Origin of the sequence: Streptomyces sp. NPDC014995, assembly GCF_043080745.1 — a bacterium.
GTDB lineage: Bacteria > Actinomycetota > Actinomycetes > Streptomycetales > Streptomycetaceae > Streptomyces.
Map to the genome: position 1 here is coordinate 504,637 of NZ_JBIBVX010000002.1, position 12,850 is coordinate 517,486.

General features: G+C 69.3%; 13 protein-coding genes. 4 read left to right on the plus strand and 9 right to left on the minus strand.

All coding sequences use genetic code 11. The features are described from left to right. Positions 1 to 19 precede the first annotated feature (19 nt). Entirely contained in the window at positions 20 to 148 is a 129-nt protein-coding gene (locus tag ACF1A1_RS06705) for a hypothetical protein (RefSeq protein ID WP_391646124.1), read from the plus strand. Between the two features lie 62 nt (positions 149 to 210). On the opposite strand, the gene ACF1A1_RS06710 is transcribed toward ACF1A1_RS06705, so the two are convergent. After that, positions 211 to 399, minus strand: coding sequence for a hypothetical protein (locus ACF1A1_RS06710; protein ID WP_391646126.1), 189 nt, complete (start codon positions 397 to 399; stop codon positions 211 to 213). A gap of 215 nt (positions 400 to 614) precedes the next feature. On the opposite strand from ACF1A1_RS06710, the gene ACF1A1_RS06715 reads away from it, so the two are divergent. Beyond that, positions 615 to 1,754: a glutathione-independent formaldehyde dehydrogenase gene (locus tag ACF1A1_RS06715; protein WP_391646128.1), complete on the plus strand. Its 1,140-nt coding sequence runs from the start codon at positions 615 to 617 to the stop codon at positions 1,752 to 1,754. Between the two features lie 6 nt (positions 1,755 to 1,760). Here the strand turns inward: ACF1A1_RS06715 and ACF1A1_RS06720 are convergent, their stop codons facing one another. Both ACF1A1_RS06720 and ACF1A1_RS06725 read right to left on the minus strand, forming a co-directional pair. After that, positions 1,761 to 2,102: a hypothetical protein gene (locus tag ACF1A1_RS06720; RefSeq protein ID WP_391646130.1), complete on the minus strand. Its 342-nt coding sequence runs from the start codon at positions 2,100 to 2,102 to the stop codon at positions 1,761 to 1,763. A 30-nt stretch (positions 2,103 to 2,132) separates the two neighbouring features. Further along, positions 2,133 to 2,459, minus strand: coding sequence for a GYD domain-containing protein (locus ACF1A1_RS06725; protein WP_391646409.1), 327 nt, complete (start codon positions 2,457 to 2,459; stop codon positions 2,133 to 2,135). A gap of 598 nt (positions 2,460 to 3,057) precedes the next feature. Here ACF1A1_RS06725 and bla point away from each other — a divergent pair. Together bla and ACF1A1_RS06735 are read left to right on the plus strand one after the other, a co-directional pair. Further along, positions 3,058 to 4,002: a class A beta-lactamase gene (bla, locus tag ACF1A1_RS06730; protein ID WP_391646131.1), complete on the plus strand. Its 945-nt coding sequence runs from the start codon at positions 3,058 to 3,060 to the stop codon at positions 4,000 to 4,002. Positions 4,003 to 4,392: 390 nt separating this feature from the next. Further along, positions 4,393 to 6,147 (plus strand): D-alanyl-D-alanine carboxypeptidase, encoded by a 1,755-nt coding sequence (locus ACF1A1_RS06735; RefSeq protein ID WP_391646133.1) that lies wholly within the window; start codon positions 4,393 to 4,395, stop codon positions 6,145 to 6,147. A 229-nt stretch (positions 6,148 to 6,376) separates the two neighbouring features. On the opposite strand, the gene ACF1A1_RS06740 is transcribed toward ACF1A1_RS06735, so the two are convergent. The 6 genes from ACF1A1_RS06740 to ACF1A1_RS06765 all read right to left on the minus strand — a co-directional run bounded on the left by ACF1A1_RS06740 (position 6,377) and on the right by ACF1A1_RS06765 (position 12,423). Further along, positions 6,377 to 6,727: a MerR family transcriptional regulator gene (locus tag ACF1A1_RS06740; RefSeq protein WP_391646135.1), complete on the minus strand. Its 351-nt coding sequence runs from the start codon at positions 6,725 to 6,727 to the stop codon at positions 6,377 to 6,379. Positions 6,728 to 7,482: 755 nt separating this feature from the next. Beyond that, positions 7,483 to 7,797, minus strand: a complete 315-nt coding sequence (locus tag ACF1A1_RS06745) for an SCO5918 family protein (RefSeq protein WP_391646137.1) — start codon at positions 7,795 to 7,797, stop codon at positions 7,483 to 7,485. Positions 7,798 to 7,931: 134 nt separating this feature from the next. After that, positions 7,932 to 9,428, minus strand: a complete 1,497-nt coding sequence (locus tag ACF1A1_RS06750) for a DEAD/DEAH box helicase (RefSeq protein WP_391646139.1) — start codon at positions 9,426 to 9,428, stop codon at positions 7,932 to 7,934. Positions 9,429 to 9,662: 234 nt separating this feature from the next. Further along, on the minus strand, positions 9,663 to 9,866 hold the full coding sequence (locus ACF1A1_RS06755; protein WP_004986771.1) for a cold-shock protein: 204 nt from the start codon (positions 9,864 to 9,866) through the stop codon (positions 9,663 to 9,665). Positions 9,867 to 10,382: 516 nt separating this feature from the next. Continuing rightward, entirely contained in the window at positions 10,383 to 11,489 is a 1,107-nt protein-coding gene (locus ACF1A1_RS06760) for a sugar ABC transporter substrate-binding protein (protein ID WP_391646141.1), read from the minus strand. A gap of 145 nt (positions 11,490 to 11,634) precedes the next feature. Next, positions 11,635 to 12,423: a hypothetical protein gene (locus ACF1A1_RS06765; RefSeq protein ID WP_391646143.1), complete on the minus strand. Its 789-nt coding sequence runs from the start codon at positions 12,421 to 12,423 to the stop codon at positions 11,635 to 11,637. Between the last annotated feature and the right edge of the window lie 427 nt (positions 12,424 to 12,850).

Below are 12,850 nucleotides of genomic sequence, written 5' to 3' on the forward strand. Positions count from 1 at the left end.
GGGCACGCCGGCCAACAGCGTGCCCCGGCTGGCGAACGCCTCCTACGACACGGTCCTGACCGGGATCGCCGTCGGCATCGGATTCTTCGTCCTCGCGGGCCTCTTCTTCGTCCTGGCCGGAAGGCGGGACGCCCGAGCCCGGGAATGAGAGCGCCAGTGCGACTCAGGCCCCCGGCCCGCGCGGGCCGGGCCCGGAGCTCGCACCCCGGGTCACGTGGTGGGTGTGTCGTCCGGCTGGGTGTCGGCGAACTCCCACCAGGCGAGCGGCAGCCAGTCACCGCCGACGAAGCCGTCGACGGATCCTCCGGTGCCCCGTATGGCCACCTGGGTCCCCACCGGATAACTGGTGCCGGACAGCCCTGACACCGGGACGAGCAACACGCCGAGACGTCGTGTCAAGGTTCTTGATCCTCTCCGAACCGTACAGAAACGAGACTTCGCAGTCCTTAGATGCAAATCATCTCATCGTGTACCAGTCTGGAATATGAGGAAAAGCACAGAAGGTCAGTCGGGATGCGTGGATCGAGGCTCGTTTCCGCGACGAACGGAGAGGTCTCCCTGACTGCCGTTTCCATACGTGATCGAGCAAGCACGCTCAGTGGAGGTGCTCGACAATGAGGGCTGTCGTGTACAAGGGACCGTTCGAGGTAGCGGTCGAGCAAGTGGAAGATCCCCGGATCCAGCACCCGAACGACGTGATCGTACGCGTCACGTCGACCGCCATCTGCGGCTCCGACCTGCACATGTACGAAGGCCGCACCGCAGCCGAGCCGGGGATCGTCTTCGGCCACGAGAACCTGGGTGTCATCGAGGACGCCGGTGAGGGCGTGACGACCCTCAGCCGTGGGGACCGGGTCGTCATGCCGTTCAACGTCGCGTGCGGTTTCTGCAAGAACTGCACGGCGGGCTTCACCGGCTTCTGCGTGACGGTGAACCCGGGCTTCGCCGGCGGCGCCTACGGCTATGTGGCGATGGGCCCCTATGTCGGAGGCCAGGCGGAGTACGTACGGGTTCCCTACGCCGACTTCAACTGCCTGAAGCTCCCGGAGGGAACCGAGAAGGAGACCGACTTCGTCCTGCTCGCCGACATCTTCCCCACCGGCTACCACGGCAACGAGCTGGCAGACGTGCGCCCCGGTGAGAGCGTCGCCGTCTACGGCGGCGGTCCGGTCGGGCTGATGGCCGCCTACTCGGCGATCCTCCGGGGGGCGAGCAAGGTGTTCGTGGTCGACCGGGTGGCCGAGCGGCTGCAGAAGGCCGAGGAGATCGGCGCCGTACCGATCGACTTCACCCAGGGCAACCCGGTCGAGCAGATCCAGGAACAGACCGCCGGGGAAGGCACGGACAAGGGCATCGACGCCGTCGGCTACCAGGCCCAGGCGCGCGGTGAGGATCGCGAGGAGCCGGCGACCGTGCTGAACTCGCTGGTGGAGACGGTCCGGCCGACGGGTGCTCTGGGTGTGCCGGGCCTGTACGTGCCGCGCGACCCGGGTGGACCGGACGAGCAGGCCAAGCAGGGCATGCTGGTGGTCGCCATTGGGCGCCTCTTCGAGAAGGGGCTGCGCGTGGGCACCGGCCAGTGCAACGTCAAGCGCTACAACCGTCAGCTGCGTGACCTGATCATCGAGGACCGTGCACAGCCCAGCTTCGTCGTGTCGCACGAATTCCCCCTCGACCAGGCGCCGTCGGCATACGAGAAGTTCGACAAGCGAGTGGAGGGCTACACCAAGGTCGTTCTGCACCCGCACGAGTAAGGGCGCTCACGGCAATGGTGAACCCCCAGGTCTTTGACCTGGGGGTTCGCGCGAGGTCGGAGGGCACCGCCGGGAGCGGTCCGTGAAATCGTCGTGGGTCGGCACCCGGCCCGGTGGGCGTGGTCGAACGGGGTGGCGGTCATGATCCCTCGCGGAACTGCTCGACAGCGCCGCGCAGCTGTTGCCGCCGTGCCCGTCGGCCACCTCCCGTTCGGCCAAGGCCCCGATGAACTGCGGGAGTTCGACGCCGACCCCGAGGAACTCGCGCTCGTGGACGAGGTGTTGCCCCGCGGTCAGGTGCGTGTGGACCGCGGAATCAGGAGCCGGGGACGTGCCGTCGTCGATCACCGTGCGAGGGGAGCGACGGGGTCCTGACCCCTACGCGCCAGGAGGCCGGTACTGGACGGACTCGGCCTTGCGCAGGGCGTCCAGTGTCTCCTCGACGGTCAGGAGAACAGTCGTCTCGAAGGAGCTGAGTGCGCCGCCCCCGCTGATGGCCAGCGCGACCGCGGCCATGGACACGTTGTCCGGGGCCTCCCACAGGCAGTAGCCGTCGTGCCTGCCGAAGGCGTACCAGAAGCCGTGGAGCTTCCCGCCGACGGACTCGATGTACGACTGACCGGCCTTCGTGCGGTCCTCGGGGTGGCCGATCAGTCTCGCCCAGGTCTCCGGCGTGTAGCTGAACCTCGATAGATAGAGCGGCATCATGTCTCCTTTTCGTTCCCCCCAGGAATGCCCCGATGGAGCGGGAACGCGCCGGAGGCCACCCGCCTATCCCCCGAACGGCCGCGGACGATGACCAGTACGGCCACAGCCGACCGTGAACGCGGCCGAACGAGACGGACCCGAGACGGTGGCGTGTCTCTACGGGATGCCCCGTACGGCGCCACCCGCTCACCCTGTGGCAGTCAGCCCGCGAGGACGGCAGTCGTACGGGCGGCCGCCGCTGCCCGCACCGCCGCGTCGGAGCCGCCTTCGACAGCCCCGGTCACCGGGTGAGCCCATGTCAGTTGGCGGGCCGGTCAGCGGGTTGCGGCGCGAGGGCGCGGACCCGCGCCCATTCCCGCACGAGCTGCCCGGACGAACGCGGGACACGCTCCCGCCACATCCACGACCCGAGTCCCATGCCGGTTCGGCATGGAACAGCGCGTCGGCGTATTGGACCGCGTGGTCGCCCGAGGCCAAGGATGGCTCTGGCACTCATCACCACGTACCGGGATGGAGCCGTGCCTTTCCATGCCGTTCCGTGCCGGTACGTCCCCTATGCATCCCCGTCTGCGGAACACCCCGGAGGTTTTGGACCATGCAGCGCATCCGTGCTCGGCGCGCCGTTCCTGGTGTGCCGGCCACGCTCGCCCTCGTCCTGCTCGTGGCCTGCGGCCAAGGCGAATCGTCGGGCTCGTCGGGCACGTCGACCCCGTCGTCTCCGTCCGCGGCGACGACGAGGCCGAGTGTGGCCGCGAAGCCGTACGCCGGCGAGTTCAAGGAGCTCGAGCGCGAGTTCGACGCGCGGCTGGGTGTCTACGCCGTCGACACCGGCACCGGGCGCGAGGTCGCCTACCGCGATGGTGAGCGGTTCGGCCACCACTCCACGTTCAAGGCTCTGGCCGCCGGTGCCGTACTGCGCAAGTACTCGCTGAGCGGGATGGACAAGGTGATCAAGTACTCCAGGAAGGACCTGATCGCCAACTCACCCATCACCGAGAAGCACGTCGAGACCGGGATGACCCTGCGCGAGCTGTGCGACGCCGCCGTCCGCCACAGCGACAACACCGCGGCCAACCTGCTGTTCGACGCGCTCGGCGGGCCCAAGGCCCTCGACGCCGCACTCGAGGAGATCGGCGACGACGTCACCCGCATGGAGCGCTACGAGACCGAGCTGAGCCGATGGGTCCCGGGCGAGACGCGGGACACCACCACGCCGCGGGCGTTCGCCAGGGATCTGCGCGCGTACGTTCTCGGAGACGTCCTCCGTGAGCCCGAGCGCGCGCAGCTCACGCAGTGGCTGCGGACCAACGTCACCGGCGACGAGCTCATCAGGGCGGGCGTGCCGAAGGGCTGGGTGGTCGGTGACAAGACCGGAAGCGGCTTCTTCTACGGTGCCCGCAACGACATCGCCGTGGTGTGGCCCCCCGACGCGGCCCCCATCGTCATGGCGATCATGTCGAACCGCGGCACGAAAGACGCCGACCACGACGACGAACTGATCGCGGAAGCGGCATCCGTGGTCGCCGACACGCTGTCGTAGCAAGCGTCCCTCGCACATCCACCCAGCTGGAGACGTCACCCGCCGGAAGCCCGGACCGGAAGCCCGGACCGGAAGCCCGGACCGTCTGGCAAGAGGCGCCGGCCCCGGCATCGGGACACGACGTGCCAGTCCGAGCACGAAGCCGAGTTGCGGCGCACGAAAGGGACATCAATGGCGGGCCGAACCCCGGACACACCCGATCAGAACACCTCGCCGGCAGAAACCCCCGCCGACGAACGTGACCCGAGTCCGACGGCCTTACGCGAAACGCCCACCGGACCGTCCGAGCAGAAGGCGTCGCCACCGACGGACGCCGCGGGACGGCGGCCGGCGCACGAAGCGGCCGACCTCGCGACCACGCCCGAGCCCGCAGCGGCACCCGGATCACCGGTGACCGAGTCCCCGTCCCAGGGCCTCCGCGAGCCCTTCGACGAGACGGAACCCTCGGACAGCGTCGAGGAGGCCGCGGCACCGGCCGTCGCGGAACGGACCACCCCGCCCGCCGAATCCTCCGTCGGCCGAAGAACCGGCGACTCCCCGAGTTCTGCCGAGCCGACCGCGGACTCGCCCGACCGGGGCGGCGATCCGGACGCCGACGCCAGCGACCTCGTCACGGTGAACTCCGCCGACGCGCCGCCGGTCAAGCCGCCCCAGCCGGCGGCGCACAACCGTCCCGGCCCCGATGCCACCGCGTCTCCGGCCAAGGCCGAAACCCCGCCAATCGACCAGGTCCCCGGGTTCTCCTCTGATCAGCCGGCCCACCAGGACGGCTCCGGCCCGCCGCACGAAGCTCGGGTCGCCGAGCAGGACGCGGCTCGGGTCGCCCAACAGGACGCGCAGTCCCCACTCGAACTGCTCGCGCAGTTGACCGACACCCCCGCGCCGCCCCCGTCCCTGCCCCGCAGCCTCGCCCGCCGGATCAGGATCTGGACCCCGCTGGTGGCGCTCCTCGGGATCGTCTTCCTGGCCGTACAGACACTGCGCCCGCTCCCGGACCCGGCCCTTGCCCTCGGCGAGACCACCTCTTCCTTCACCGTCGGAGGCGGGAGGTTCTCCATGCCGTGGCCCGAGAAGGGACAGGCCGCGGTCAGGGTGGTGGGCTCGGACACCGTCTGGACGTTCGGGAAGGAGAAGCCCGTCCCGACGGCGAGTATCGCCAAGATCATGACGGCCTATGTGATCCTCCGCGAGCATCCTCTCGAGAAGGACGAGAAGGGCCCCCAGATCAAGATCGACGCCCAGACCGTGGAAGACGGCAAGGCCGGGCACGAGTCCCGCATCGAGGGGCTCGAGGCGGGCCGGACGTTCAGCGAGCAGGACATGCTGAAGATGCTGATGATTCCGTCGGGCAACAACATCGCTCGGCTGCTGGCCCGTTGGGACACCGGGTCCCAGGACGAGACAGCGTTCGTCGCGAAGATGAACGACGCGGCCAAGGACCTCGGCATGAAGAACACCACCTACACCGACCCCAGCGGCCTGGACAGGAACACCGTCAGCACCGCCGTCGACCAGCTCCAACTGGCCGAGGAGGTGATGAAGTTCGACGCCTTTCGCGCGATTGTCGCTCTGCCCAACGCCGACATCCCCGGTGTGGGACGCATCAACAACAACAACGACCGCCTGCTGATGGCCGGACTGAGCATCAGGGGCATCAAGACCGGCTCGAACACACCGGCCGGAGGCACGCTGTCATGGGCGGCCTACAAGACCGTGGACGGCGAGGACCGGCTGATCCTCGGCACGATGATGGATCAGCATGCCACCGGCCCGGACCCCAACGGAGCCAACAGCCTCATCCTGGTGCAGGACAACAGCAAGCGAGTCATCGAGGCGGTACGCGAAGCCCTCACCTCGGCCACCGCGGTCAACAAGGGCCAGGTCGTCGGCCATGTCGACGACGGCCTCGGCGGCCGTACACCGGTCGTGGCCACCGGGGACCTCAGAGCGGTCGGCGTCCCCGGCCAGAAGCTGAACCTCACCATCGGCGACGGCGGCGGGACCGTCCCTCGCACCGCGAAGGCCGGCACCGTGGTCGGCGAGGTGACCGTGGGGACCGGGGCCGAGGCGCGCACAGTACCGGTGGCCCTCGGAGCCGACCTCACTGAGCCGTCGTTCGGCGCGAAGCTGACCCGCCTCGGATGAACGTCCTGGCCGTCCGGCACGGCCTGCCCCTGCCGGCCGCCGGGGAGGAGTGCGGTGGGCAGGCAGTGGAGCCCGGCCACCGGCCCGCAACGTGCGCGAGAGCCGGAGCACCGGCGTACAGGGACACGAGGACACCGACGGACCCGAGCCGCCGCCGGAGGAGCCGGTCGCGGAACTCGTGCTCCGCCCTGAAGCCGGCGGCCGAGCCGATCCGCCCGCGCCCACGGGATCAGCTCGAACCGGGACCGGAACTGTCGGACGCTTCCTTCGCGGCACGGCGGTACTCGGCGTTGATGCGCTGAGCCTCCTCGAGCTGGTCCTCGAGGATGACGATGCGGCACGCGGCCTCGATCGGGGTTCCCCTGTCGACGAGCTCGCGGGCGCGAGCGGCGATCCGCAGTTGGTAGCGGGAGTACCGGCGATGTCCGCCCTCCGAGCGCAGCGGAGTGATCAGACGAGCCTCACCGATGGCTCGGAGGAAGCCAGGGGTCGTGCCGAGCATTTCGGCGGCCCGGCCCATGGTGTACGCGGGGTAGTCGTCGTCGTCCAGACGATCGCTGAGTGGGGTATCTGCTTCCATGTCACCTCGTTGTGCAACGCGTCGAGGGGCCCTGGTGCCGTACGGCACCAGGGCCCCGAAGGAAATTCAACACCATCTGTCGGCCCTCATGCTCTGCCGACCTTCTGTTTCCGCTACCCGGCCCTGCGAGGGGAGGGGTGCGGGGATCGCGGCTGCTTGACCGGGGACCACCATCCATTCCGGGGTCTTGCGGTACCCGGACCGAGAGCTTTTCGGGCCGGGCGATCCTGATGGCGTCTGCTCCTCCGTCCTTCCTCTGAACCAATGATGTGATGAACGGGTACTGCGGTACTGCTGGGTGATGCCGTTGGCAGCCCCTCGACCTGCGGGCTGCCCAGTGCGGCTCTCAGCCCCGTCACCGTTCCGCGAACACCTTGGCTTCGGAACTCCAGAGCCGCACTGACCTGCGAACTTCAGGCACTTCTACCCGCCAGTTCGTGTCTGTCGGGTCTCGCTTGACCGTGTCAACGAGAAGAAGACTAACCATGCCGGACGCCAATGTCTACTCTGGCAAGAGTAGATTTTCGCGCGCAGGGGTCCCAGGGATCCTGTGGCCTGCGACAACGGGGGACACGACGAACGGCGACACACTGCGGCACGACGGCACGACGGCACGACGGCACGACGGCACGACGGCACGACGGCGACACGACACGGACGACAGCGATGCGAGGGCGACACGACGACGAGGGCCCTGCCGACGCGCGTCGGCAGGGCCCTCATCGGGTCTGTGGTGGCGGTTCCCCGCCCGTCCCTCACATCGTCGGAGAGGCGGTGCCTCCGAGGAGCGCCGACGCGGTCTGGAGCGGAGTGAGGACACGCACCGGCGCGGTTCCGGGCTGCTCGTGGCAGGTGAAGCCGAGGCGGGTCATGGCCCGGACGACCTCGCCGCTGGTGAAGTCGCGGCGGTCCTGTCGGGTGATGACCTGGCCCACTTGCTTGACCGGGTAGCGGCGGCGGCCGATGGTCACGGAGTCACCCGTGACGAGCTCCGGGGTGACGCCCTTCATCGAGGCCAGCACCCCGATCTTGGTCAGGTCGAACGGGTACCGGGCGATGACACAGCGCATGATGCCTCACAGGGGAGAAGGAGGACGGGCTGACCGGGGCAGGCGGACCGGCGGGCGAGGGTGTGGACACGCCCGGGGTCCGGCCATGGAGCGAGTCCCCGAGCGAGTGTCGACGACGCTCGTGATCACCGCACCTAGGCAGCCGAGCCGTAGCCGGGCCGCCGCTGTGCCCTGCGGCGCGCGGCTTCGCCGACGGGCCGGCTCTGGCCGGCGTTGCCCCGGCGACCCCGACGGCCCTGGGACGGTGAAGACGTGCCGCGGGGACGTTCCACGGCCGGCGCGGTGACGACGACCGGGACACCGGAAGGAGCCTGGGCACCGGTGATGCGGCTCAGCTCCGCCTCGCCCGAACGAACCTGGGCGACCCGGGGGGTGATGCCCGCCGAAGCCATCAGCCGGCTCATTCCGCGACGCTGGTCAGGCGTCACCAGGGTGACGACGCTGCCGGACTCGCCGGCGCGGGCCGTACGACCGCCGCGGTGCAGGTAGTCCTTGTGGTCACTGGGCGGATCCACATTGACGACCAGGTCGAGGTTGTCGACGTGGATCCCGCGTGCCGCGACGTTGGTCGCCACCAGGACCGTCACATGCCCGCTCTTGAACTGGGCCAGGGTCCGCGTGCGCTGCGGCTGGGACTTGCCGCCGTGCAGGGCCGCGGCGCGGACACCGCTGCTCAGCAGGTGCTTGGTCAGCCGGTCCACCGCGTGCTTGGTGTCGAGGAACATGATCACTCGGCCGTCGCGCGCCGCGATCTCGGTGGTCGTCCGATGCTTGTCCGCGTCGTGCACATGGAGGACGTGGTGCTCCATCGTGGTGACCGCGCCCGCCGACGGGTCGACGGAGTGGACCACCGGGTCCGTCAGGTAGCGACGGACCAGCAGGTCGACGTTGCGGTCCAGGGTGGCCGAGAAGAGCATCCGCTGCCCGTCGGGACGCACCTGGTCGAGCAGGGCGGTCACCTGGGGCATGAAGCCCATGTCGGCCATCTGGTCGGCCTCGTCGAGGACCGTGATGCCGACGGCGTCCAGTCGGCAGTCGCCACGGTCGATGAGGTCCTTGAGTCGTCCGGGCGTCGCGACGACCACCTCGGCCCCGGCGCGCAGCGCACCGGCCTGCCTGCCGATGGACATCCCGCCGACGACGGTGGCCAGTCGCAGGCCCACGGAACGGGCGTACGGAGTGAGCGCGTCGGTGACCTGCTGGGCGAGCTCGCGGGTGGGGACGAGGACGAGGGCGAGCGGCTGCCGTGGCTCGGCGCGCCGGCCCGCCGTACGGGCCAGTGCGGCGAGGCCGAAGGCGAGGGTCTTGCCCGAGCCGGTGCGGCCACGGCCGAGTACGTCCCGACCGGCCAGGGAGTTCGGCAGGGTCGCCGCCTGGATCGGGAACGGCACGGTCACGCCCTCGCGGCCGAGCGTGGCCAGCAGCGGCGCCGGCATGGCGAGATCGGCGAACGAGTCGACGGCGGGCAGCCCGGGCGTGATCGTCTTCGGCGGCGCGAACTCGCCCTGTACGGCCCGTCCGGCCGGTCGATTTCCGTAGCCCTGGGAACGGCGCGGACCACCGGAGCGGCGGTTGGTACCGGCGCCTCCTCCGAAGCGGTCATAGGTGCGGGATGTGCGGGCACGCTGCATGCGGAACCTTCCTTGATGTGGCGCGTAGCAAGGAATTCCCGCAGCAGATGAGCGGCGCAGAGAATCTCGAGACGAGCCGAATTCGATGGGGGCCGAGTCGGGCCGACGGGGAAAGGCGTCACCGGTCGGTGAGGTGGTGGGGCTTCCCGTCGAGCGCCCCTGAAAAGCAACGAGCCGGGGCCCGCACCCCAGAGGTGCGGGCCCCAGCTGCGAAGTATGCGTCAGCGCCCGGTGTCAGGCGGGAACGATGTTCTCGGCCGTCGGGCCCTTCTGGCCCTGCGCGATGTCGAAGGACACCTTCTGGCCTTCCAGCAGCTCGCGGAAGCCCTGGGCAGCGATGTTCGAGTAGTGGGCGAAGACGTCGGCGCCGCCGCCGTCCTGCTCGATGAAGCCGAAGCCCTTTTCCGCGTTGAACCACTTCACGGTGCCAGTAGCCATTTGATTTCTCCTTCGGAGGCGGTGTCAGGAATTCACCCTGTGCGAATTCCGTGTCGCCGTGATGATTACCCCGTCGGAAATGAACCTTCTGGCAACCACACCTGCAACTGAGATCGACAGTAGCACGGTGCGATCGGCCCTGCACGGTCCATAATTCTGCTCCGGTCGATGGTCGAGGAATATTCGCCGGGCCCCGCACCTATATCTCATTTCACGGGCACAGATATTGCTCTCCGCGGGGGCGGCGTTCCTGCCGTGCGCTTCCGCCCACAGCCCTGTGACCTCTGTCGACGGGGGAGGCGCCGCTGCCACCGTCGTCGGCGGACGGCACGACGGCGAACGCGCCGACACCCCGTTCCCGCGATGAAGGTCACATCCCCGGTTCGTCGACGACCCGGACGGCGTCGGGGCGTTCTGCCGCGAGGTGATACGGCGCGTGGCGGCGCTGGGGCAGCACTGAGGACGGGCGTCGACGGGGGCGAACGTCCCCTCGGACCCACCATGCAGGACCACGCGTCAACGAGAGAGTCCGGCCTCTTCGCAGGCCGACTCGATCCTCGGGATGCAGATCTGGTCGATCGTGTACACGCCGTCCTCGACCACGGTGTCCTCGATGGTGTCGACGGTCACGGGGATGGGGTCGAGCAGGACGGCGGGGATGTCCTTGGTGCTCGGCGTGTCGACCGTGGTCTCGGCGATGTCGTCGAGCTGTTCGCCGCGGCCCAGGGCAACGGCCATCTCCGCGGCCGCGTCGGCCTCGCCCTTGAAGGGCTTGTAGACGCTCATGTACTGCTCGCCCCTGATGATGCGCTGCACGGCCGCGAGGTCGGCGTCCTGGCCGGTGACAGGGGGCAGCGGCTCGATGCCGGCGGCCTTGAGGGCCGAGATGACGCCGGCGGCGAGACCGTCGTTGGCGGCGTAGACGCCGTCGATGGCGTCGGCGCCCAGGGCGGCGATGGCGCGGACCATGTTGGCGTGGGCGCTCTCCTGCCTCCAGCCCTGGACGTCGTACGTCTTGCCGATCTCGACCTCGCCCTCGAGGACGGACAGGGCGCCCCGCTTGAAGGCGACGTTGGTCGGGCTGGTCTGGGGACCGTTCATCATGACGATCCGGCCGCCGTCCGCCTTGTCGCCCAGGGCCTTAAGGAGCGCCTCGCCCTGGAGCTGCCCGACCCGTTCGTTGTCGAAGGAGACGTAGGCCGAGATCGGGCCCTCGACGAGGCCGTCGTAGGCGACGACCGGGATGCCCGCGTCGTGTGCCCTCTCGACCGAGGAGCGGAGAGATCTGAAGTTCACGGCGCTGAGGATCAGGACCTCGATGTCCTTGTTGATCAGTGTGTCCACCTGTTGCTGTTGGGTGGCCACGTCCCCCTCGGCGTTGGCGTACTCCAGCGTGCAGTCCTCGCACAGCTCCTTGAGCTTCTTCTCGATCAGGGGCTTGTCGAACTTCTCCCAGCGAGTCTGGACGATCTGGCTGAACAGCAGGCCGACCGTGAAGCCCCCCTTGCCGGAGGCAGTCCCGCCCGAGTCGGCGGACTCCCCGGCCGTGCCGCAGGCGGCGAGGGGCACGGCCAGCGACAGTGCGGCCGCGGCGACGGCCGTACGACCCCGGTACGCACTCACGGGGGACCTCCCTGGCGTGTCCCTGGCGTGTCCGAGAAACCCCCTGACCGTCCACCTCGGCCACTCGCTGCCAGGATAGGCCGGGCGGTGTGACGCGGCAGATGTCCGGCGCTTGGGCACCCCGCACCCGTCCCAAGGGTGTGGCTCAGTGGTCGTCGCGGATGGTGGTCGCCATGCCGTTGCTGATCACGACCTCGGCGGTGAAGCCCTTCTTGGCGGCCTTCTCCAGTTCGGCCTCGGTGCACTCGGTGCCGCCCTGGCCGCCTTCATCGGTGTTCGTGTCACCACAGATGTCGCCGTAGCCCCAGATCGCGGTGTCCTCGGCGACGAGGAACTGCTGCTCGACGCCCTTCATGTCGGAGACCGTGTACTTGCCCGGCGCGAGGTAGGAGACGTTGCCGAACCAGGTTCCGTTGACACCCTTGCCCTCGTTGATGCCCTCGACGACGGTCTCCCGGGAGCCGGAGCCGGAGCCGGAGCCGGAGCCGGAGCCCTGCTGGGCGGCGCGTCGCTCGGTCACCAGGGTCGCGATACCGTTCCTCATCTCCACGTCGGCGCTCACCGCGTCCTTCTTGGTGGCCGCCTCCAACTGGTCCAGCGTGCAGGGCGCGTCGACCTTGGACCCCGCCTCGCCGCAGATCGTGCCGACGCCGTAGACCTCGGTGTCGTCGGCCACCAGGAACTGCTGGTCGTCCTTGCCCGGTACGGACACGATGTACTTGCCCGGGGCGAGATGGGTGACCTCGCCGTTCTTGAACGTACCGTTGACGCCCTTCGAGTTCTCGGCGCCCGGCGTCTTCTGCGCGACCGCCGCAGCGTCCGTCCCGCTCCGGTCGGACGAGGTGTCGGCGGTGTCGTTCTGGCACGCCGTCATCAGCAGCCCGGCGGTGATCGCGGAGGTGGCGACGACGGCCTTGCGGAGGTGGTGGTTCATCACGGGGAGTTCCTTCCGGGGCTGGAGTGGCAGGGAGCCGACGGCGTTTCCGCCGGTCGCCCGCTCTGTGCTGACTATGAGGAGCCCCGGGGCCCTCAGGTCACGCCCGTCCTCCTTTCAGGACACCGCCGTGGCCCGGCCGTGACACGGCAACACCTCGGCAGTGGACGGCGGTTGGCCGACGCGCCGCCTTGCCTCACGCGGGCACGTGCTCGTGCCCGACCGGCCCACCGAGCCCGTCCGTCGCACCGGAATCCGTCCTGGCGACGCGTCCGTCTCACCGGAACCCGTCCTGGCGACGCGTCCGTCTCACCGGAACCCGTCCTGGCGACGCGTCCGTCGCGTGCCGGGATGCCGGACCTGCGGCGCTGGAGTCAGTGGCCCGGCATCGGCCGCCGAGGGAGACGACCGGCCGTGACCCACGCGA

Coding starts and splice junctions, on each gene's coding strand:
- ACF1A1_RS06715 (WP_391646128.1), top strand. CDS start 615: ATGAGGGCTGTCGTGTACAAGGGACCGTTCGAGGTAGCGGTCGAGCAA.
- ACF1A1_RS06725 (WP_391646409.1), bottom strand. CDS start 2,459: ATGCCGCTCTATCTATCGAGGTTCAGCTACACGCCGGAGACCTGGGCG.
- bla (WP_391646131.1), top strand. CDS start 3,058: ATGCAGCGCATCCGTGCTCGGCGCGCCGTTCCTGGTGTGCCGGCCACG.
- ACF1A1_RS06740 (WP_391646135.1), bottom strand. CDS start 6,727: ATGGAAGCAGATACCCCACTCAGCGATCGTCTGGACGACGACGACTAC.
- ACF1A1_RS06745 (WP_391646137.1), bottom strand. CDS start 7,797: ATGCGCTGTGTCATCGCCCGGTACCCGTTCGACCTGACCAAGATCGGG.
- ACF1A1_RS06750 (WP_391646139.1), bottom strand. CDS start 9,428: ATGCAGCGTGCCCGCACATCCCGCACCTATGACCGCTTCGGAGGAGGC.
- ACF1A1_RS06755 (WP_004986771.1), bottom strand. CDS start 9,866: ATGGCTACTGGCACCGTGAAGTGGTTCAACGCGGAAAAGGGCTTCGGC.
- ACF1A1_RS06765 (WP_391646143.1), bottom strand. CDS start 12,423: ATGAACCACCACCTCCGCAAGGCCGTCGTCGCCACCTCCGCGATCACC.